This is a genomic window from Flavobacterium rarum (SeqCode) (assembly GCF_965234445.1).
GTDB lineage: Bacteria > Bacteroidota > Bacteroidia > Flavobacteriales > Flavobacteriaceae > Flavobacterium > Flavobacterium rarum.
Map to the genome: position 1 here is coordinate 54,013 of NZ_OZ248480.1, position 21,275 is coordinate 75,287.

The 21,275-nt window shown below is 34.5% G+C and carries 13 protein-coding genes; 5 read left to right on the forward strand and 8 right to left on the reverse strand.

All coding sequences use genetic code 11. The annotated features are described in order from the left end of the window. The first annotated feature begins 76 nt into the window (after positions 1-76). A complete protein-coding gene (locus tag AC8GF4_RS04020; protein WP_506592871.1) occupies positions 77-2,974 on the forward strand; it encodes an aminotransferase class III-fold pyridoxal phosphate-dependent enzyme in 2,898 nt (965 codons plus the stop codon). 56 nt (positions 2,975-3,030) lie between these two features. Here AC8GF4_RS04020 and AC8GF4_RS04025 read toward each other — a convergent pair whose 3' ends face one another. The 4 genes from AC8GF4_RS04025 to AC8GF4_RS04040 form a co-directional block, all read right to left on the reverse strand. Then, complete coding sequence (locus AC8GF4_RS04025; protein WP_506592873.1) at positions 3,031-5,067, reverse strand: protein-disulfide reductase DsbD family protein; 2,037 nt, start codon at positions 5,065-5,067, stop codon at positions 3,031-3,033. A 30-nt stretch (positions 5,068-5,097) separates the two neighbouring features. Further along, complete coding sequence (gene tilS / locus AC8GF4_RS04030; RefSeq protein ID WP_506592875.1) at positions 5,098-6,411, reverse strand: tRNA lysidine(34) synthetase TilS; 1,314 nt, start codon at positions 6,409-6,411, stop codon at positions 5,098-5,100. Positions 6,412-6,422: 11 nt separating this feature from the next. After that, on the reverse strand, positions 6,423-7,580 hold the full coding sequence (locus AC8GF4_RS04035; RefSeq protein WP_506592877.1) for an ATP-binding protein: 1,158 nt from the start codon (positions 7,578-7,580) through the stop codon (positions 6,423-6,425). A 189-nt stretch (positions 7,581-7,769) separates the two neighbouring features. Continuing rightward, on the reverse strand, positions 7,770-9,056 hold the full coding sequence (locus AC8GF4_RS04040; RefSeq protein ID WP_506592879.1) for an anthranilate synthase component I family protein: 1,287 nt from the start codon (positions 9,054-9,056) through the stop codon (positions 7,770-7,772). A gap of 201 nt (positions 9,057-9,257) precedes the next feature. Here AC8GF4_RS04040 and AC8GF4_RS04045 point away from each other — a divergent pair, with 201 nt between their 5' ends. Both AC8GF4_RS04045 and AC8GF4_RS04050 read left to right on the forward strand, forming a co-directional pair. Beyond that, a complete protein-coding gene (locus AC8GF4_RS04045; RefSeq protein ID WP_506592881.1) occupies positions 9,258-10,142 on the forward strand; it encodes a DUF4349 domain-containing protein in 885 nt (294 codons plus the stop codon). A gap of 108 nt (positions 10,143-10,250) precedes the next feature. Next, positions 10,251-10,625, forward strand: coding sequence for a DoxX family protein (locus tag AC8GF4_RS04050; protein ID WP_506592883.1), 375 nt, complete (start codon positions 10,251-10,253; stop codon positions 10,623-10,625). Positions 10,626-10,703: 78 nt separating this feature from the next. Here AC8GF4_RS04050 and lpdA read toward each other — a convergent pair whose 3' ends face one another. After that, on the reverse strand, positions 10,704-12,107 hold the full coding sequence (lpdA, locus tag AC8GF4_RS04055; RefSeq protein ID WP_506592885.1) for a dihydrolipoyl dehydrogenase: 1,404 nt from the start codon (positions 12,105-12,107) through the stop codon (positions 10,704-10,706). A 436-nt stretch (positions 12,108-12,543) separates the two neighbouring features. Here lpdA and AC8GF4_RS04060 point away from each other — a divergent pair, with 436 nt between their 5' ends. Beyond that, the gene (locus AC8GF4_RS04060; RefSeq protein WP_506592887.1) at positions 12,544-16,473 is read left to right on the forward strand and encodes a starch-binding protein; all 3,930 of its coding nucleotides are present in this window, start codon (positions 12,544-12,546) and stop codon (positions 16,471-16,473) included. A 253-nt stretch (positions 16,474-16,726) separates the two neighbouring features. Here AC8GF4_RS04060 and AC8GF4_RS04065 read toward each other — a convergent pair whose 3' ends face one another. Then, positions 16,727-17,185, reverse strand: a complete 459-nt coding sequence (locus AC8GF4_RS04065; protein ID WP_506592889.1) for an Lrp/AsnC family transcriptional regulator — start codon at positions 17,183-17,185, stop codon at positions 16,727-16,729. Positions 17,186-17,573: 388 nt separating this feature from the next. On the opposite strand from AC8GF4_RS04065, the gene AC8GF4_RS04070 reads away from it, so the two are divergent. Continuing rightward, on the forward strand, positions 17,574-18,782 hold the full coding sequence (locus AC8GF4_RS04070; RefSeq protein WP_506592891.1) for an aminotransferase class I/II-fold pyridoxal phosphate-dependent enzyme: 1,209 nt from the start codon (positions 17,574-17,576) through the stop codon (positions 18,780-18,782). A gap of 73 nt (positions 18,783-18,855) precedes the next feature. Here AC8GF4_RS04070 and AC8GF4_RS04075 read toward each other — a convergent pair whose 3' ends face one another. Together AC8GF4_RS04075 and AC8GF4_RS04080 are read right to left on the reverse strand one after the other, a co-directional pair. Continuing rightward, positions 18,856-19,083, reverse strand: coding sequence for a CDGSH iron-sulfur domain-containing protein (locus tag AC8GF4_RS04075; RefSeq protein ID WP_506592893.1), 228 nt, complete (start codon positions 19,081-19,083; stop codon positions 18,856-18,858). Between the two features lie 193 nt (positions 19,084-19,276). Further along, entirely contained in the window at positions 19,277-21,208 is a 1,932-nt protein-coding gene (locus AC8GF4_RS04080; RefSeq protein ID WP_506592895.1) for an amino acid permease, read from the reverse strand. Positions 21,209-21,275: the final 67 nt, after the last annotated feature.

Below are 21,275 nucleotides of genomic sequence, written 5' to 3' on the forward strand. Positions count from 1 at the left end.
TTACTTGTAAAATATACATATTTTCACTTAATTTATAAAATTTTTACATTTAGTCATTTTTATAAATTATTTTCAAATGAATACCTCCACATGCCCAGCATTCACACCCAAGGACGCTTTATTGGTATTAGAACAACATTGGGGAATAACTGGCCTTTTAAAACCACTTGACAGTTATTTGGACCAAAATTTTTTAGTGAAATCAAAAGATGGTCGCAAATACGTACTTAAAATTGCCAACATAGAAACTCCAAAACCCTGGTTGGATCTTCAAAATAAATCACTAAATCATCTACAAGGAATAGCAATTCCCCAAATAATAAATTCCAAAGATGAAAAACCGATGCTTTTTATCCAATCACATTGGTGGAGAGTTTTGAGTTTCCTAGAAGGAACCATGCTTTCTACTGTTCCCTACCGTTCACAAAAGCTATTGCAAAATATTGGAACCTTTGTTGGACAAATTTCAAATCAACTAGCAACTTTTTCGCATGAAGCCGCCGAAAGACCTTTGCAATGGGATTTACAACAATCGGCTTCATTTTTAGAAAACTGGGTCACTTTTGTTGAAGATGAAAAAACAAAAAGTGCAATATTGACTATCATGGAAAATTGGAAAAGCAAGATTCCAGAAATCAGCAAAGTCCGAAGAAGCATCATCCATGCTGATTTAACCCGTTACAACCTTTTGCTCGATAATTCTGGAAGCCAAATACAAGGAATTATTGATTTTGGTGATGTTTGTTTTTCCTGGACAATCGGAGAATTAGCTGTTTTAGTTCTAGAATCAGCTATGACGGGAAGTCCAACCCCATTTGCCGATGCCTATGAAGTAATAAAAGCATACCACAACGTTTTCCCAATTACAAAAGAAGAAATTCAACTGTTATATCCATTAATTCAATTGAGATCTGCAACCATTGTAAGTGCATCGGCCAGACAATTGTCTATGGAACCCAACAATGAATATGTTAGAAAACAAGCTATATTCGATCAGGAGATGTTTCATCAACTTTCATTTGATAAAAATGATTTTGCGACTGCTCTCTTTCTAAAAGCCTGTAATTTAGAAAGTGATGTAGTGGGGAAATTCAATACTTATTTTGAAACCACAAAAATAACTTCTCTTTTTAAAGATGCCATAAACTTTAAAACAATTGACATTAGTCCATCCTCCGATATCCATAATGACGGGGCGTGGACAAATCCTGAAGCTTGTAAAGAAAACATCAAATCCAAGCTGGAAAATGGTTTCGGAATTACTGTTGCAAATACTCCAATTTTAAAACCTTACACAAACAACTCACAAGAAACTGAAACTATTGCTTTAGGAATATATGCTTTTGCACCAATTGAAACTGTAATTTATGCCCCAACCGATATCATTTTTATAAAACAAACAACTGATAAATTCATTTTTAAAACCAGTGATTTTTACCTTTATATTTCCGGAATTACCTCCAATTTAGAAATCGGTACTAATTTAAAAAAGGGTGAAATTTTAGGAATAATAACATCCGAAGAACCAGATTCACCATTCCCTCCTCATGTTTTTATACAACTAGACGCCTCTGGTACTGCACCACTGTATTGCCTACCTAGCGAAAGAATGGGCTGGGAAATTTTATGCCCTGATCCTGCTGTCTTTTTACAATTGAACTCTAAAAAAGATGTTTTAGACAACCAAACATTAGAAACACGCAGAAACAAAATTATTCAACAAGCTCAGGAATACTATTATCAAAAACCGATGAATCTTGTACGTGGCTGGCAGCAATACCTCATTGCCGATGATGGCCAAGTCTATTTGGATGCCATAAATAATGTGGCACATATTGGCCATTCGCATCCAAAAATAGTAGAAGCAGCCACCAAGCAACTTCAGAAACTGAATACCAATGCTCGTTTTTTGTATGAAGACAACATCGATTATGCTGAACGTTTATTAAACTATTTCCAAGAGTCTTTACAAGTAATTTTTTATACTTGTACTGGAAGCGAAGCCAATGATCTCGCTTTACGATTAGCAAGAGCGTATACCAATCAAAATGACGTTCTGGTTATTGATGGGGAATACCACGGAAACACAACTGCTGTAGATGAAATAAGTACCTGCTTAATGGATAATCCCACTGCTTCAAAAAGCACCAGACCCTTTACGCATCCACTAATGCAGCCTAATACGTTTCGAGGAAAATACAAAACTGACACTCCCAATGTAGCTGAACTTTATGCGAAAGATGCAGATGAAAAGATAGCCTATATTCATTCTCAAGGTCGTGGTGTTGCCGCTTTTATATCCGAATCTTTATTGGGTTCTGGTGGTGGTGTAGAAATGCCAAAAGGATATTTGAAAAAAGTATATGAATCTGTTCACCAAGCGGGTGGTGTATGCATAGCAGACGAAGTGCAAATTGGTTTTGGGCGAATGGGAAGTCATTTTTGGGGTTTTCAAAAAGAAGATGTTTTGCCAGATATAGTTACTCTAGGTAAACCCATGGGGAATGGACATCCTATTTCGGCGGTTATTACAACTCGAAAAATTGCAGATGCCTATAAAGAAAAATATACGTATTTCAACACCTTTGCAGGTAACCCAGTTTCTTGCCAAATTGCGAATTCTGTTTTGGATGTTATTGAAGACGAAAAATTACAACAAAATGCAGCAGAAGTAGGCCAATTCTTAAAGCAAGAATTAGAAAAACTAATTGATGAATTCGAAACAGTAGGCGCTGTTTACGGACACGCCATGTATTTGGGAGTAGATCTGGTTAAAGACAAGGAATCAAGAACTCCAGATAGTCAAAAAGCATTATGGGTATCGGAGGCGATGAAACAAAAGGGAATTATAATTTACCCCACAGGAGATTATTACAATATTCTTAAAATTAAACCGCCTATGTGTTTTACCAAAGAAAATGCCACTTTTCTGGTCGAAACTTTACGAATGATTTTGACAAAAATGGAAGATTAAAACACTTACATTCCATACAAAAAAACCCAATCTTTTAAAGGATTGGGTTTTAATTTTTATTTTTTAAAATTTGCTATTCCTGTTTTTAACCAACTTAGATATTCTTCAACTGACACATAACTTATAGTAGGCTGTTTTGTATTTAAAGAATTTCCCTGTAAATCAGTCAAAACATACAATGGCTGCGTGTTTGTATTGTATTTTGTAATCATAAAATCCGTCCATTTATCTCCAATCGTTTCAATTTCTGAACCTGTTGATTTTGAAATAAATTGTTCCGATTTTGGCAATGGCCTTTTATCATCTACATATAAAGAAATAAGCACCACTTCATTATTCAAAATTGGAAGAATGCTTGCATCCGACCAAACATTGTTTTCCATTTTTCGGCAATTTACACAGGCATGTCCTGTAAAATCGAGCATAATGGGTTTATTTACCGATTTAGCATAAGCCAATCCTTTGTCATAATCATCAAAAACAACAATTTGATGCGGACCCAATTTGGCTCCATCTGGCAAAATAGTTGTTGATGTACTGGCTACATTCACACTACCAACCCCCAGCGGGCTTTCGCTATATTCCATTGGAGGTGGAAAAGCACTAATTAGTTTAAGTGGCGCTCCCCAAAGTCCCGGAATCAAGTAGATCGTAAAAGAAAGAACAATCAAACCTAACGACAATCTACCTACCGAAATATGACTTAAAGGACTATCATGTGGTAATGTAATTTTTCCGAATAAATAAAAGGCTAATGTTCCAAAAATAGCAATCCAAATCACCAAGAACACTTCTCTTTCCAACAAATGCAGTTGTAGAACCAAATCGGCATTCGATAAAAATTTAAAAGCCAAAGCCAATTCTAAAAACCCTAAAACTACTTTTACAGTATTCAACCAACCTCCTGATTTGGGTAACGAATTCAACCAACCTGGAAACATAGCAAACAACATAAATGGCAAAGCCAAAGCCAATGAAAAACCAAGCATTCCAATAATAGGTGCAATTCCACCCTTGGAAGCAGCTTCTACCAATAAAGTTCCAACTATTGGTCCAGTACATGAAAATGACACAATAGCCAAAGCTAAAGCCATAAATAGTATACCAATTATTCCGCCTCTATCTGCTTGACTATCTACTTTGTTGGCCCAAGAATTTGGCAACATAATTTCGAAAGCTCCCAGAAACGAAGCCGCAAAAAACACCAACAAAACAAAGAATATTATATTAAACCAAACATTGGTCGATAATGCATTCAAAGCGTCTGCACCAAAAATCCAAGTTACTAGAAATCCTAATAACACATAAATCAATATAATGGAAACGCCATAAATGATAGCGTTTTTGATTCCTGCTGCTCTTGTTTTACTTTGTTTGGTAAAGAAACTTACCGTCATTGGAATCATTGGAAATACGCAAGGAGTCAACAAAGCTGCGAATCCAGATATAAAAGCAATAAAGAAAATAGACCATAATCCTCTTTGTGAAGCTGGTTTTTGGTTGTCATTAGAATCTACCACTTCAGTTCCGGATGCATTTGTTTTTAAATCAACAATTGCAGTATCGGCTTTTAGCACAGAAAAAGTACTTGCAGTATCCAATTCTTCAGCAGGAACAGTAGTTGTAGCATTTACAGTCGCTTCTGTTGTTGGTATTTTGAATGTAAACTTTTTTTCCAAATTGATGCAAACTTCTTTACACACCTGAAAGTCAAACTGTACTTCTATATTGAAAACCTTAGAATTCAATAATTTTATTTCTTGTTGAATTTGGGCTTTGTCGTGAAAAAAAGTTTCATTCACTCCAAAAACATCATTAAAGGCAGTAGTTGTTTTACCTTCTTTGGCTTTGCCAACTAATTCAAAATTTCCTTTTTGATCTTTAAAAATAATTTCCAAAGGCAGTGGACCTCCATCTGGTGTAAATTGAGAATACAAATGCCAATCTTTTTCAATCAGACCATTAAAGGTTAATATATAATTGGTTTCCGATTTCTTTTCGATTTTAGTAGTCCATTTTACAGGATCTAAAAGCTGTGCATTTCCTTTAGCGAAAGCTAAAAACGTAAGCAGTATAAAAATTATTTTTTTCATTTTTGTTTTCTATTATCTGTATTCTATTTTCTAATTTTCTAATTCTATTTTTAATATATTTTTTGTTGAATCTGTGATTCTGAATCGGTTGTCAGCTCTAATTCCAATTACCCAAACAATTTGATCATTCGAACAAAGCAACCAGGTGTTTTCTTTTTCAATTAATGATAATTTTTCATCTTTAAAAAGCTTACTCACTTTCTTTGTCTGACCATTAATACCAAAAGGTTGAAAAAAATCACCCGTTTTCCATTTTCTTAAAACCAACGGAAATTGTAATTGATCTTCGTCTACAAATATAGTTCTATTTGAACCTATAGAAATGTCGGCTACTTTACAAATGCTGAAATTTAAGGGAATCTTAACTTCTGATTGCTTTTTATTTATATAAAAAAAATCTGGAGAATCGGTAACTGAAACGGGATATAAAATTAATGAATCTCGATCTTTCAGCAATTTATAATCAGAAGCAAAAACCTGTTTCCCTGATTGACTGTGAACCAATTCATAAATATCATTCCATGCAGTAAATCCAAATTCTTTGAGCCACTGATACAAATACGATTGATAATTAGGCAGTTTCAACAACTGATTTAAATCAAAATAAATTTGCTCACCTTCTTCCCTAGCCACTTGCTGATACACCATAACGGCTGCATCTTCAACCATTGCCAATGATTCCTGCAAATAACTTTCGGTTTTTAGAAATGATGTTATAAAATTAGGATTCAATTCCTTCAAAATTGGAATCAAATGATGTCTTATTTTATTTCTTACATATTTATCAGAGGCATTACTGCTGTCTTCTCTCCATTGAATATTATGCAGTTTGGCATAATTTTCAATTTCCAGACGAGAAGAAAAAAGCAATGGACGAATAATTTTGTCATTTTGTTCCGGAATTCCAGTCAAACCCTCAAGACCAGTTCCACGAGTAAGATTAATCAAGAAAGTTTCCAGATTATCATCGGCATGATGTGCGGTAAGAATATAATCAAAATGCTCTGTTTCCAACAATTCATAAAACCAATTGTATCTCAGTTCTCTTGCAGCTACTTGAGTGGATAATTTGTAGTCTTTAGCGAAAGCATCAGTATCAAATTGGGTTACAAATACGGGAATTTCATTCACATCAGCATAATCCTGTATGAACTTTTGATCACCAAAACTTTCTACTCCCCGAAGTTGAAAATTACAATGAGCAATAGAAATGTCATAGTGCAATTCCTGAAACAAATGCAACAAAACCATACTGTCCAATCCACCACTTACAGCGAGGAGCAGTTTTTTTTGTTTCAAAAAAGGGATTTCATTTTCTATATGATTCTGAAGTGTGTCTTTCATTTGTTAAAAATTTATATTTTTAAATCGTACCAAGAAATAACTTCGGCGATGGTTCGCTTTTGATTTTCTAAACCTGCATACACCAATGTTTTTGATTTTACATTTTCTTTGGCTAAAGTCTCAAAATAGTCAAGTCCTTTAAATAAATTATGCATAATTGTCTTAGTAGATTTAATTTCAATGCAATTATACTTAAAATCATCTTGGCGTATCAAATCAACTTCGTGTCCCGATGCATCGCGCCAAAACCAAAATTCATCAAATTTATTTTGATGATAGTTTTGTTTTATATACTCTGCAATTATCATATTCTCGAACAAATTGCCTTTGAACGTATTTTCACTAATTTGATTTTCATCCTTAATTTTCAATAAGTGGCAAAGCAATCCCGTATCATAAAAATACAATTTTGGCGTTTTGATAATCCGTTTGTTAAAATTATTGTGCAATGGTTGCAACAAAAATACAATATAACTACACTCCAAAGCCGACAACCAAGCTTTTGCCGTAGGTTGTGAAATCCCACAATCCATTGCAAGATTATTTAGATTCAATAAATGTCCCGCACGAGCGGCACACAACCCTAAAAACATTCGAAAAGATCGCAGATTTTGTATGTTTACCAAATCCGTAATATCACGTTCAACATAGGTTTGAATAAAACTGTTGTAAAATTTTTTTGAAGGAATACCTCTGTCATAAATTGCTGGATAAAACCCTTTTAACATTGCTTTTACATAATCTTTGTCTAATAAATTTTCGGATTTTAATTCGTTAAAATCCAATGGGAATAATTTTAAAATAGCAACGCGACCCGCCAAACTTTGAGTAATACTTTTCATTAAATGAAAATTCTGCGAACCCGAAAGTATGTATTGCCCCATTATTTTATCGTTATCCACTTTTGTTTGCAAGTACGAAAACAACTCAGGCACTCGTTGTGCTTCATCGAAAATGCAAAATTTATCATATTTATCGAAGAAACCTTTAGGGTCATTTGTCAAAAAATTACGAGCATCAACATCTTCTAAACTCAAGTATTGATAGTTTGGGAAATTCTCTTTCAACATAGTAGTTTTTCCAGATTGTCTTGGTCCAGAAACTGCAATTATTGGATACATTTTCATGTTCTCATTAATTTCATTTACTATCACTCTAAATATCGCCATAAATACTTGATTTAAAAGACAAATGTAAATAATTACATTGAAAAAACAATACCAAACTTTGAATTAACAGAAGTTTTATTTTGAATTAACAGAAGTTTTATTTTGAATTAACAAACTATAAATTTTGAATTAACACCACATTTATTTTGAATTAACGACTGAAATATTTTGAATTTACAGATAAAATAATCAACTCAAAACTTCCAACATCGCTTTGGCTTTTAGCAAACATTCTTCATATTCTTTTTCTGGAATAGAAAGAGAGGTTATTGCACTTCCAACCGAAAATGAAACGTATTGATTTTCTTGATTGTATAAAATACTACGAATAACGACATTAAAATCGAAGTCGCCATTTGGTGTAAAATACCCCACTGCTCCACTGTACAAACCACGCTTGGACTCCTCTAATTCCTCAATAATTTTCATTGAAGCATATTTGGGAGCGCCTGTCATACTACCCATTGGGAAAGTAGTTTTCAAAACATCTACGGAAGTATATTTCGAATCCAATTTGGATGTAACTGTCGATATCATTTGGTGCACTTGCAAAAAAGAATATATCCCACAAAGTTCTTTTACTTTTACAGTTGCTTTTTGAGCAGTGCGAGACAAATCATTACGAACCAAGTCGGTAATCATAATGTTTTCAGAACGTTCTTTTGGATCTTGAGCTAAATTATTTTTAGATTTTTCATCTTCTTTGGAATCTGAAAAACGCCTTGAAGTTCCTTTTATAGGTTGAGAAATCATATTTTCTCCCACTTTTTTCAAATAACGTTCTGGAGAAGCTGACAGTAAAAATTGCTTGTTGTTTTTTAAAAACACTGTAAAAGGAGCTTGAGAAATAAAATTCAGTTTTTCAAACTTTTCTAAAGGATTAATTACAGCATTCTGAGCAAAAAATTCCATACAAAAATTGGCTTCGTACAAATCTCCATGATGGGTATGCTCAAGCAATTTTGACACTTTTTGGAGGTAACTTTCTTTAGAAATACGTTGATTTATTTCCAGTTTGTTCTCGCTTTCAATTTTCAGCTTTCTACTTTCTATAATTTCCATAAAATCTACCTCAACTTCATCATCACACATATTGAGATATTGAATTTCGAGTTGATTTCCTTTCAACAAAAACAACTTTTTAGGCTGAAAAAAGAACAAATCTGGAAAATCCAATCCATCAAAATTGGAAGATTGCAAATGCTCCACATCATTTTTCAAATCGTATGATAAGTAGCCAAACAGCCAGTCTTTAGTCGTTTGTTGGTACTGATTTAAATCATCAAAAGCATTGTTATAATCTGTTTTTATAGACGTAAAAGCATCAACTGCTAATACACAATCAAAGCTAGAAAATTCGTTTGAAAATGAATTGCTGTCCAGAAAAGTAATTTCACGAAATTGTTGTGCCCAAGCTATAAGTTGTTGCTTAAACTGCAAGGGTTGCTCAATAGATTTGTATATGGAGGTTCTCAAAAAATAAACTATTTATGTACTTCAAAATTACAATAAAAAAAGTCGCTACTCAAACAGAACTTTCATAAAACTTTGCTTTAGTTAAATATATATTAAAAAAGTTTTTTCCTATTAAAAAATTATATATTTGACACGAATTTAAATATTTAGATTAATAATCATCAATTAAAAATCTTAAAATTAACACTTAAATCAAACATTATGACAAAAATCACAAAAATTAGTTTAACAGTATTAACCATAACTCTTTTACTATTTTCTTGCAAAAAAAGCAGTGCCAACGAAGAAGTTGCTTCCGAGACAGTAACAGATACTATTTCCTCCTCTGCAGCTATAGAAAAAGAAGGAAGTACTAGAAAATTTATTCGCACAGCAGATTTAAAATTCAAAGTAAAGAATGTCATAAAATCGACTTATGGCATTGAAAATATCACCAATCAATTTGATGGTTTTGTCACCTATACCAATTTACAAAGTAACATTATAGATAAATTTGAAACCAAAGTTAGCCAAGACAGCACACTCGAAACTACTCGATACAACGTAGAAAACAATATAACCATTCGTGTACCCAACAAAAGGCTGGATACTGTAATAAAATCTATTGCCAAACAAATTGATTTTTTGGATTATCGAATCATTAAAGCAGATGATGTCTCTTTGAAAATACTTTCCAACCAACTTTCCCAAAAAAGGAGTAGTAAAAATGAAAAAAGAGTAGAAAAAGCAATTGATACAAAAGGAAAAAAAATAAACGACATTATGGATGCCGAAAATACTTTGGCCAATCAAAAAGAGCAAAATGACAATTCCAAAATTGAAAATTTATCTATCCAAGATCAAGTTAATTTCAGCACCTTAAGCATACAAATATACCAACACGAGTCCGTAAAACAAGAAATGAATGCTATTACAAAGGATCACAATTACTACAAACCACATATTGGAATACGAATACTCGATTCTTTAAAAACGGGTTGGTATGTACTACTTGACGTGATTGTTTTTTTAGTAGAAATTTGGTGGTTCTTATTTATAGCTATTGGCGGTTTCTTTCTTTATAAAAAATATTTAAAAAAGGAATAAGCGAATTTAAATGAATGGTCCTTACTTTCCTCATTGCAACCAACTAAAAAAATAATTACATTTGAACGAACCACTTTCATCAATACAAACCTTTAAAATTCAAAAACCATGAAAATTGCCACTATTATCATTCGTTCACTAATTGGATTACTATTATTATTTGCTTCTGTAAGCTATTTTTTGCAGCTGTTCCCTGAACCTGTTTTAACAGGAAACATGAAACTTTTCAATGATGGGATGAATGCCTCTGGCTACTTAATGCCTTTGGTAAAAAGTGTAGAACTCATCTGTGGATTGGCTTTTGTATCAGGAAAATTCAATAGACTAGCCTTTATTCTATTGATGCCTATTTCAATCAACATCCTTTTCGTGCACATTTGTCTAGCACCAGAAGGAATACCTGTTGCAGCTTTCTTATTATTGGGCAATATATTCTTGATTTATACCAAATGGGATAGCTACAAAGGTTTGTTTGAAGCATAATAAAAAGCCTTTTTAAAATCAAAACCCCGACAGAATTTTAAATCCATCGGGGTTTTATAATTTATAGAAGATTACAATTTAAACGTGTAAAGCTCTATTATCTGTTGCTGCCAATGCAGCTTCTTTTATCGCTTCCGCAAATGTTGGATGTGCGTGTGACATTCTCGAAATATCTTCGGCTGAGGCTTTAAACTCCATTGCAGTTACTGCTTCGGCAATCAAATCGGCAGTTCTAGCACCTATCATATGAACTCCAAGAACTTCATCGGTTTTGGCATCGGCAAGGATTTTTACAAATCCGTCCAAATCTCCACTCGCACGAGCACGACCTAACGCTTTGAAAGGAAAACTTCCCACTTTATATTCTACTCCAGAGGCTTTTAATTGCTCTTCTGTTTGTCCAACAGCCGCGACCTCTGGCCAAGTATAAACCACTCCAGGAATCAAATTGTAATCGATATGTGGCTTTTGACCAGCCAAAATTTCTGCAACCATTGTTCCTTCCTCTTCGGCTTTGTGAGCCAACATAGCTCCACGAACGACATCTCCAATTGCATAAATATTTGGAACGGAAGTTTGTAAATGATCGTTTACTTCCACCATTCCTCTATCCGAAATTTTAACTCCTGCTTTATCTGCATTCAATCCATCCGTATACGGACGACGACCTACAGAAACTAGAGAATAATCTCCTTCTAAAGTAATCGTTTCTCCTTTAGCATTTTCAGCTTGAACCACAACAACTTCTCCATTTCTTTCTACCGATTTTACTTTGTGCGAAACATAGAATTTCATCCCTTGTTTTTTCAACACTTTGGTCAATTCTTTAGACAAAGCTCCGTCCATTCCTGGAATAATTCGGTCCATGTATTCTACAACCGAAACTTGCGCTCCCAATCGTAAATATACTTGACCCAATTCGATTCCGATAACGCCACCACCAATAATTACAAGGTGTTTTGGCACTTCTTTCAGAGCCAATGCTTCTGTTGAAGTAATGATTCTTTCTTTGTCAATTTTAATAAAAGGCAACGAAGATGGTTTTGAACCCGTTGCTATAATGATATTTTTTCCTTCAATTGTCTCCGAAGTTCCATCCCCTTTTGCAATAGCAACGTGAGTAGCATCTACAAAAGATCCTAAACCATTAAAAACGGTTACTTTATTCTTGTCCATCAAGAAATTAATTCCTCCAGATGTTTGATCTACTACACCTTGTTTGCGAGCAATCATTTTTTCTAGATTTACTTTTACTTCACCTGAAACTTCAATTCCATGATCGGCAAAATGTTTAATTTCTGCATAATGATGAGAAGATGACAACAATGCTTTTGATGGAATACATCCTACATTAAGGCAAGTTCCCCCAAGAGTGGAGTATTTTTCTATAATGGCAGTTTTGAAACCCAGTTGTGCACAACGAATAGCCGAAACATATCCGCCTGGCCCAGAACCTATAATGACTACGTCAAATGAACTCATAGTATCTAATTTTTATTTTTAGTGATGCAAAATTAAGGAATAAAGTTTTGTTTAAAGTTTAATTTTAGAGGTTTTTTGTTCGAATTATAACGATTTCATCAAGAATTATTGAAAAACTTTTTATAAAAAACAACAAATCATAATTTATCTCTTAACCAACATATAGTTCCAAAAGCATCAATACTCTTTAAAAACTACTCCACTTTATAATTCATATTAACAATACTAAAATCAAAACCAAGCATTATACAACCAATTAACAAACAATTAATTACAATAAAATTACAAACAGTTTTTTTGATTTTTGTTAAAAACAACAAAGTTACAAACACTACAACGTAATAGTAGCCGTACAAAAACAAACACTGTAATTTTTATGTTAATAAAATATACATTTAACAAAAAAATTACAATATAAATGTGAAAATATTAAACCATGAAAAAAAACCTATTATTATTTTATGTCCTTTTAATTCCTTTTGTTTTTGTAAAGGCACAAGTGAATACAACTTATTTATGGCATTTGCATCAACCTACATATTGGGGTGATCTAAGTAAAAAGAATCCCAATAGATATCAAATTGTAAAAGAATCACAAGATTTAAAAGTATCGGGAGCTAATAATGATAAAAATGGCCTTGCTCATCCTACAAACAACCTAGAAGAAATTTTCGGCATAGGCGATCGTGTTGCTGCTTATCAATTTGCTCCAAAAAATGCTATTAATTCTATTCGGGATTTAGCCAAAGCAGGAGCGCAAATAACTTATGGCGGCTCTTTGATGGAGAATATTAATGAACTTGCACAATCCAATCAATGGGGCTACTCCAATTCATGGACTCAAAATATTAAAGATGCTAAATCATGGAAAACATCTGGCGGTTTCTCCCGTATGGAAGTAGTGTCGTTTACTATGCATCATGCACTTTCTCCACTGTTAAGCGATGAAGCGTTAAAAAAAGAAATCAAAGCGCATCAATATTACTCGGCACAATTGTTTGGTTCGCACGATTCAAAAGGATATTGGCCTGCAGAATGTGCTTTCTCTGAAAGAATTATAAAAACATTAACCGAATGCGGTATCGAATGGTCGGTGATAGCCAATAGTCACTTATCCAGAACATTATCCGATTATCCTGTAAAATATGGTTCTGGCGGAACTATGTGTGATGTTCCCAATAAAGCCGATCAGGTAGACACAAAAGGAAACACTTGGTTTTCAGCTCAAAAAGACGCTCGTGGTGGTCAGTTTGCAGTTCCCTATTCTTATCTTCCGTACAAGGCTAAATATGTTGATCCAGAAACGGCACAGGAATATAAAATCACTGTAGTTCCAATGGCGGATTATGAAAGTTATGAAGATGGCTATGCTGCGATTGGTACTTCTTTAATCGATCCAATTGTTGCCAAAGCCTCAACATCTCCAAGACGCCCATTGGTATTATTTGCTCACGATGGCGATAATGCTTGGGGCGGTGGCTCATCTTATTACAACGAATCTGTAACAGGATTTTCGCATACATCGGCTGCTAATGGAAATATTCCAACCACAATACCTCAATATTTACAAGATAATCCAGTTCCCGAATCAGAAGTAGTCCATGTTGAAGATGGTGCATGGGTAAATGCTGACGGTGATTTTGGCCATCCGCAATTTACAAACTGGCTCTGGCCGTTCTTTGATCCCGTTACCAAAAAGTTCAACCCAAATGGTTGGACCGAAGACATGATGAACCAAGCCATAACTACTGCAGGTGAAAACCATGCTATCATGGCAGAGCAACTAGAGGGAAACAATCTTAGAATGAGCGAAATTGTAAATCCAACTGCTGCTATAAGTCCAGCTGAAAAAGCATGGCACTTCTTGATGGCTGGTTATGACAGTGGAAATGCTTATTACGGTCTAGCCGAAGACTTAGAAATAAAAACAACACTTGCTGTAAATCGTTGCGTTCAATTTGCAAAACCTACACTAGATGCACATCCAGGTGTAGATGCAACAAAACCCTCAGTTTTCATTCCGCAACGCTGGCCTTATAATCCAGGTGAAAAAGGATATGGCGCGCCTTATGCCTACAAGGATTTCTTGAATTCAGCCGACTTTACTGTTTATACTTTTGCTTATGATGTGAGTGGCATTCAAAAATCTGAATTAAAATATAGAATTGATGTTGACGGCAAGAACACTGTCGGTTCAAATCAAAACGAGATTTACGCTGGAGGCAGTGAAGTTGGAGCATGGATATCACTACCAATGACCGAAAGAGTTTTTCCAAAAGGAAATTTCACCAATAGTACACAGGCCGATTTATACATGTTGCCAGACGTAATTGCCAGTCAATATTCTGCTGAAATTGCTGGAATATCAGAAAAATTACTAGATTATTATGTTGAAGTAACGGATAAAAAAGGAAATATAACCAAATCTAAAATTCAACACGTATGGGTTGGAAAAAATCTGGATGTAGCTCCAAAAGTTGCATTTACTCCAGATGCTGGTAATTCTACAATAGCTTTAGACGTAACCCTATCCGCTACAGACAGCACTGATCCTAAACCAAAATTGTACTATACAACAGATGGATCTACTCCAACTCTTTCCTCAAGTTTTGTGCAATCCAGCAAAACAATAAACATAACAAAAAATACGACTATTAAGGCATTTGCAGTAGATTTAGACGGCAATTCATCAGAAATTACAACAAAATTATACACCATCGGAGCAATTCCTGAATTCACAGTTTATTTTAAAAAACCAGCCAACTGGAATGCTGCTGTAAAAGTATATTATTGGTCTCCAACAGGAACTGCGCCTGTTGTAGCCTATCCTGGAGTGGCAATGACAAAAGATTGTGGAGATTGGTACAAATATACTTTCCCAACGACAGTCACTGCTTCAAATTTATTATTTAATGACGGAACCTTAAAAACTGCCGACTTAAATACTACAGCAGGAATTAAATATTATGACTCAGCTTGGTTAAGTGCAGAACCTACAAACAGATGCCCTGTTATTGCTCCCGATTTTACGATCTCACAAGCAGGAGGAAGTTTTACAACTGGAACAACTGTAAACGTTACATTAACAGCAAACGAAAGTACCTCTACAATATATTATACTTTGGACGGGACAGCACCTACAACAGCTTCTGCCTCTTCAATAGGCTCCAAAATAGTGGCAATAACAAGCACAAAAACTCTTAAAGCTTTTGTCAAAAATACAGCCGGAGTTAGTTCTGCCATTAAAACAGAGACTTATACTTTTAATACTCCAAGTACATTTACCGTTTATTTTAAAAAGCCAACAAACTGGAGTACTACTGTAAAAATCTATTACTGGTCTCCAACGGGAACTGCGCCTGCTGTAACCTACCCAGGGGTAGCAATGACTCAAGATTGTGGAAGTTGGTATAAATATACTTTTCCATCAACTGTAAGCGCAACAAACTTATTATTTAATGATGGAAACCTAAAAACAGGGGACTTAACTGTCGCAGCAGGAATTAAATATTACGATTCGGCTTGGTTAAGTGCTGAACCTACCAACAGATGTCCAATTATTGTGCCTGATTTCACAAATTCAAAACCTGGAGGTACCTTTACAACCGGAACAACTGTAAATGTTGTTTTGACAGCTAATGAAACATCATCTACTATTTATTACACCTTAGATGGAACAACTCCAACAACAGCTTCGGCTTATGCAATTGGAACAAAATCATTTGCTTTTACTGTTAACACTACATTAAAAGCGTTTGTAAAAAATACTAGCGGTGCTGTTTCGACGGTTAAATCCGAAGTTTATAATTTTAGTGCCGCCACAACTCTAACCGTTTATTTTAAACCACCAACGAGCTGGACAACTGTTCCAAAAGTACATTATTGGAATGCTGTTCCGTCAGGAAGTGTTGCCAATACAACTTGGCCAGGTGTACCAATGATTGCAGACACGAATGGTTTTTATAAATACACGATAACAGGTCCAACGTCTGTAAATATAATTTTCAATAATGGGTCTAGCGGATCTGCCAATCAAACACCTGATTTATTGAATAAAACCAATGGATACTCCTATACTTGGGGTGTAACTACGGCCAAAGATGAGGGTACTTTGGGATTAACAACCGAAAAACAAGAAACCTACCTTATACGTTTGTATCCAAATCCTGTGAATGAGACATTGCAAATTAGTTCAACAAGTGCTTTAAGTAATTACAGTATTATTTCGGCGCAGGGAAGTATTGTGCAAGAAGGAAAATTAAATGAAGGAAGCATTGATGTAAGCCGTTTGAGTGTTGGTCTTTATTTTGTTACCATCCGATTAGAAAATGGAACAGAAACCATGCAAAAAATCATTAAAAAATAGGTTCATTAACCATAATAAATAAATTTTTATGAAAAGCCGTTCTGAATAAATATCAGAACGGCTTTTCATTTTATATTTCTGTATAAAGTCACTTTCAAAATCATTTTTGTTTTTTTAGTAAAAAACAAAATAAATCAAAACTCCAGTCAGTTGCCAAATTCCAAAATAAATCCAGTTTCAAAAATCCACTTAACCATTAACACAGAAACAAAGACGAAATTTTATTATAGAATCGAAATCACTTTTATATACACTACACCTCAACAACAGTCGTATATTTTACTTCGCTGATCATAAACGTGCTGTGTGTACTACCAATATGCTCTAGAGTAGTTAGTTTTGTAACCAAAAATTCGCGATAGGCCTCCATATCTTTTACAACTACTTTCAAGATGTAATCATAATCACCGCTCACGTGATGACATTCTAATACTTCTTTGAGCTGAATCACTTCACTTTCGAATTTTGATATAAATTCAACCGTGTGTTGAATCAATTTGAGGTGACAAAAAACAACAAATCCTTTTTCGATTTTCGAATGGTTAAGCAAAACTACATATTTATCTATAATGCCTTCTCTTTCTAGTTTTTTGATCCGTTCGTAAACGGCAGTTACCGAAAGATTGAGCTTAAGTGATAATTCTTTGGTGGTTTGCTTACTATCTGTTTGCAACAAATGCAATAGTTTTTTGTCGGTGGAGTCGAGTGTCATTTTTCTTTTGGGTTGTGAGTTATGGGTATTGGGTTATGGGGTTTTGGGTTATGGGTATTGGGTTATGGGTATTGGGTTATGGGTTATGGGTATTGGGTTTTGAACTAAAAATGAAATAAAATCTATCTGCATCTTATTTTAATGACAAATTTAGAAATAAAATTTACATTTTTTATTTATAATAGTTTTATAATCTAAAATACAGACCAAGTATTGATTAATAATCTAAACTGTCATTATTTTGAAGTCGAATTAACAACGAAAAACCCTAGCCCTGATAGCAGTGGAAATCCTTTTGTTTTTTTCTTTAAAAAACAAAAGATTGCAACGAATAGCAGGAATAGCTCCAGATTACTTCGTACCTCGTAATGACATTAATAAATAAAATATGAAAAATTTCAATCCCGCAGACAACATTCAGGATTTACAGTACTTTGGCGAATTTGGTGGTGTGAACCCGTCTATCTCGGATTCATCTACATATACTTTCCTTTCGGCCAAAACTATGTTTGATACTTTTGAGGGCAACATGGAAGGCTGTTATTTGTATTCCCGACATTCGTCACCAAGTAATCTTTACCTAGACAAAGCACTTGCAGCAATGGAAGGAACCGAAACTGCAAATGTATCGGCTTCGGGAATGGGCGCTATCACTCCTACTCTTTTGCAATTGTGCGGAGCTGGTGATCATATTGTATCGAGCAGAACCATTTACGGCGGAACGTATGCTTTTCTTAAAAACTTTACACCTCGATTTGGTATTCAGACCTCATTTGTTGATATTACAAAACTGGATGTAGTCGAAGCTGCCATTACACCTCAAACCAAAGTTTTGTATTGCGAGACGGTGAGCAACCCTTTACTAGAAGTAGCCGACATTGCAGGTTTGTCCAAAATTGCAAAAAAACACAATTTGACTTTGGTGGTAGATAATACGTTTTCGCCACTTTCGGTTTCTCCAGCTCGTTTGGGAGCCGATATTGTGATTCATAGCTTAACAAAATACATTAACGGAAGTAGTGATACTGTTGGTGGCGTTACTTGTGCTTCGCAAGCATTTATTGACAGTCTTAAAAATGTAAACTCTGGAGCAAGTATGCTACTTGGACCAACAATGGACAGTTTACGTTCTGCTAGTGTGATGAAAAACATGAGAACGTTGCACATACGCATGAAACAACACAGCTATAATGCTAGTTATTTGGCAGAACGTTTTGAAAAAGACGGCATCAAAACCGTTTACCCTGGTTTGAAAAGTCATCCGAGTCACAAATTGTATGCAGGTATGATTAATCCTGAATATGGATTTGGAGGAATGATGACACTTGATGTTGGAACTTTGGAAAAAGCCAATGCGGTAATGGAGTTAATGCAAGCTCGTAATTTGGGTTATCTAGCGGTGAGTTTAGGATTTTACAAAACATTATTCAGTGCACCAGGAACATCTACCTCAAGTGAAATTCCGCTGGAAGAACAACAAGAAATGGGATTGACTGATGGACTAATTCGTTTCTCTATTGGATTGGATAATGACATCGAAAGAACGTACCAAATGATGAAAGCTTGCTTAGTAGAACTTACCGTTTCGAAGGATTAGAAAAATAAGAACTAAAAAAAGCTGCATTTAATTAAAATGCAGCTTTTTTTTATACAATTAAAATAGAAAAAATCTATTTTGTTTTCATTGGAGGTAAATCAAATGCTTTTGCATCGTGCTCAAAACTATTGCGATGAGATCCATCACAAAAAGGTTTATTGGCAGATAATCCACAACGACAAAGTCCCAAAGCTTCTCTTCCTTGTAAGCCATAAACGTTCCCGTCTTGGTCTACTATTTCGAAATCCCCTTCAATTTTTAAAGATCCATTTCTATTGATTGTTAGTTTCGTTTTGCTCATAATACTATTTAGTTATTTTGAGGTCAAAGATTGTAAAATATATTTTTATTGTTTAGCATTGATAGTTTTATTTTATGTTTCAAAGCACTATTTACATTAATTCTAAAGATCACAAACTAGATTAAAAGTTAAAAAAAAACGTTCCAAAAAAAAAATTGGAACGTTTACTTTTTTTATTAAAATTGAATACCAACTATGATTCTGGAAGATTCAATTTACTGTTTTTACGGCTGAAACCAAAGTAAATCACCAATCCAAACAACAACCAAATTCCAAAATAAATCCAGTTCCACACACTTAATTCCGCCATCATATACAAACAACAGATTAAACCCAAAAGCGGAATCAAAGACAAGTTTTCTTTGTAGGACCAGAATACCAATCCAACAATTACAATAAGGAAAATCCACATTGGTATTTTGTGTTTGAATAAATCAAATCCACTTTCGTACTTTATAGAATCTGAAATAGGCAAAGCTGCAACAACCGATTCATATTTAGCATCATCTTGTTGGTATTGACTCAATAATTGCTCCACATCCAGTTTTTCGCTAGCATTACTTTTAGATTCTATACTTACCAAATAATCATATACTTTTTGAGTTTCTTCTTTGTTTAATGATGTAATAATAAACTCCGAATTATTGGTTTTAGTTTCATTGGTAATGAAACCCATAGTCGCTTTTTTATTATATCCAAAAGAGAAAATTAAAGCAATTACAATCAACAAAGGGAAAATATATTTGGAATTGATATAAGGTGTTTTGAATTTTCCTCTAGGAATATCCGTTCTATTTTGCAACGCCAAAACTCCCGCACATACCAATACAAATGCAAACAGCGTTCCGATACTACACAAGTCGGTTACCATTGTTAAATTCATAAACAAAGCAGGAACAGCAACCACAAAACCAACTACAATTGTTGCAAAAGAAGGCGTTTTGAATTTTGGATGTACGGTTGCAAACTTCTTTGGCAACAAACCATCACGACTCATAGCCATCCAGATACGCGGTTGTCCCATTTGAAAAACCAACAAAACACTCGCCATAGCTACTACAGCACTTACGGCAATAATTCCCGACATCCATTTCAAATGCAATTCGTCAAAAACAAAAGCCAACGGATCTCCCACATTCAAAGTACTGTAACTTACCATTCCAGTAAGTACCAATGCAATGGCGATATAAAGAATGGTACAAATAACAATCGCCCACATCATTCCACGAGGTAAATCACGCTGTGGGTCTTTACATTCTTCAGCTGTAGTCGAAATAGCATCAAAACCAATATAAGCAAAAAATACTGCCGAAACCCCTTTTAAAACCCCAGAAACTCCGTTTGGTGCAAAAGGATGCCAATTCGTAGTATCTACATAAAAGATTCCAACTGCAATAACCAAAAGAACAATACACAATTTTACCACTACCATGATGTTGCTTGCGTTACGAGACTCTTTCATTCCTCTATAAATAAGAGCTGTAATCAAAACTATAATTAATAAAGCGGGTAAATCGGCAACGATATGAAAAGAACCAATTACAGGAGAAGTTGTCCAAGCAGTGTAAGCATTTTGCATTCCAGAACTCAAGTTTTCAAAAGTTTTACCACCTTCCATTAGGGCTGTAGCGTCTTTAAAACCATTTGAAGCGGTTAAATAATCCATTTGAGTCCACTGTGGAATATCAATTCCGCCACTGGAGAGTAGTCCTGTAAAGTAATCACTCCACGATATGGCTACGGTTATATTACCTACCGAATATTCCATAATCAAGGCCCATCCAATAATCCAAGCAATTAATTCTCCAAAAGCTACATAAGAATAGGTATAGGCACTACCCGAAACGGGAACCATAGAAGCAAATTCGGCATAAGCAAAGGCTGCAAAACTACAGGCAATTGCAGTAAACAAAAACAAGAAAATTACTGCTGGACCACCGTCAAAACTGGCTTTACCAATGGTACTAAAGATACCTGCACCAACAATAGCTGCAATTCCAAAAGCTGTTAAATCTTTGGCTGTTAAATGTTTTCCTAGTGCATCATGCCCATCCAAATTGTTTTTCTCGACTTGTTTTAAAATATCCTGAACTGTTTTTTTTCTAAAAAGCCCTTTTAATGCCATGTTGTAAATTTTATCGTTAAAAACTATTATTTTGTATTATTTGCAATTATTTTTTAATAAAACAATA

Bases quoted from the DNA above. Each gene is read 5' to 3' on its own strand.
- AC8GF4_RS04050 (WP_506592883.1), top strand. From the start codon at position 10,251: ATGAAAATTGCCACTATTATCATTCGTTCACTAATTGGATTACTATTA.
- AC8GF4_RS04035 (WP_506592877.1), bottom strand. From the start codon at position 7,580: ATGGCGATATTTAGAGTGATAGTAAATGAAATTAATGAGAACATGAAA.
- AC8GF4_RS04045 (WP_506592881.1), top strand. From the start codon at position 9,258: ATGACAAAAATCACAAAAATTAGTTTAACAGTATTAACCATAACTCTT.
- AC8GF4_RS04065 (WP_506592889.1), bottom strand. From the start codon at position 17,185: ATGACACTCGACTCCACCGACAAAAAACTATTGCATTTGTTGCAAACA.
- AC8GF4_RS04025 (WP_506592873.1), bottom strand. From the start codon at position 5,067: ATGAAAAAAATAATTTTTATACTGCTTACGTTTTTAGCTTTCGCTAAA.
- AC8GF4_RS04080 (WP_506592895.1), bottom strand. From the start codon at position 21,208: ATGGCATTAAAAGGGCTTTTTAGAAAAAAAACAGTTCAGGATATTTTA.
- AC8GF4_RS04070 (WP_506592891.1), top strand. From the start codon at position 17,574: ATGAAAAATTTCAATCCCGCAGACAACATTCAGGATTTACAGTACTTT.
- AC8GF4_RS04060 (WP_506592887.1), top strand. From the start codon at position 12,544: ATGAAAAAAAACCTATTATTATTTTATGTCCTTTTAATTCCTTTTGTT.
- lpdA (WP_506592885.1), bottom strand. From the start codon at position 12,107: ATGAGTTCATTTGACGTAGTCATTATAGGTTCTGGGCCAGGCGGATAT.
- AC8GF4_RS04075 (WP_506592893.1), bottom strand. From the start codon at position 19,083: ATGAGCAAAACGAAACTAACAATCAATAGAAATGGATCTTTAAAAATT.
- tilS (WP_506592875.1), bottom strand. From the start codon at position 6,411: ATGAAAGACACACTTCAGAATCATATAGAAAATGAAATCCCTTTTTTG.
- AC8GF4_RS04020 (WP_506592871.1), top strand. From the start codon at position 77: ATGAATACCTCCACATGCCCAGCATTCACACCCAAGGACGCTTTATTG.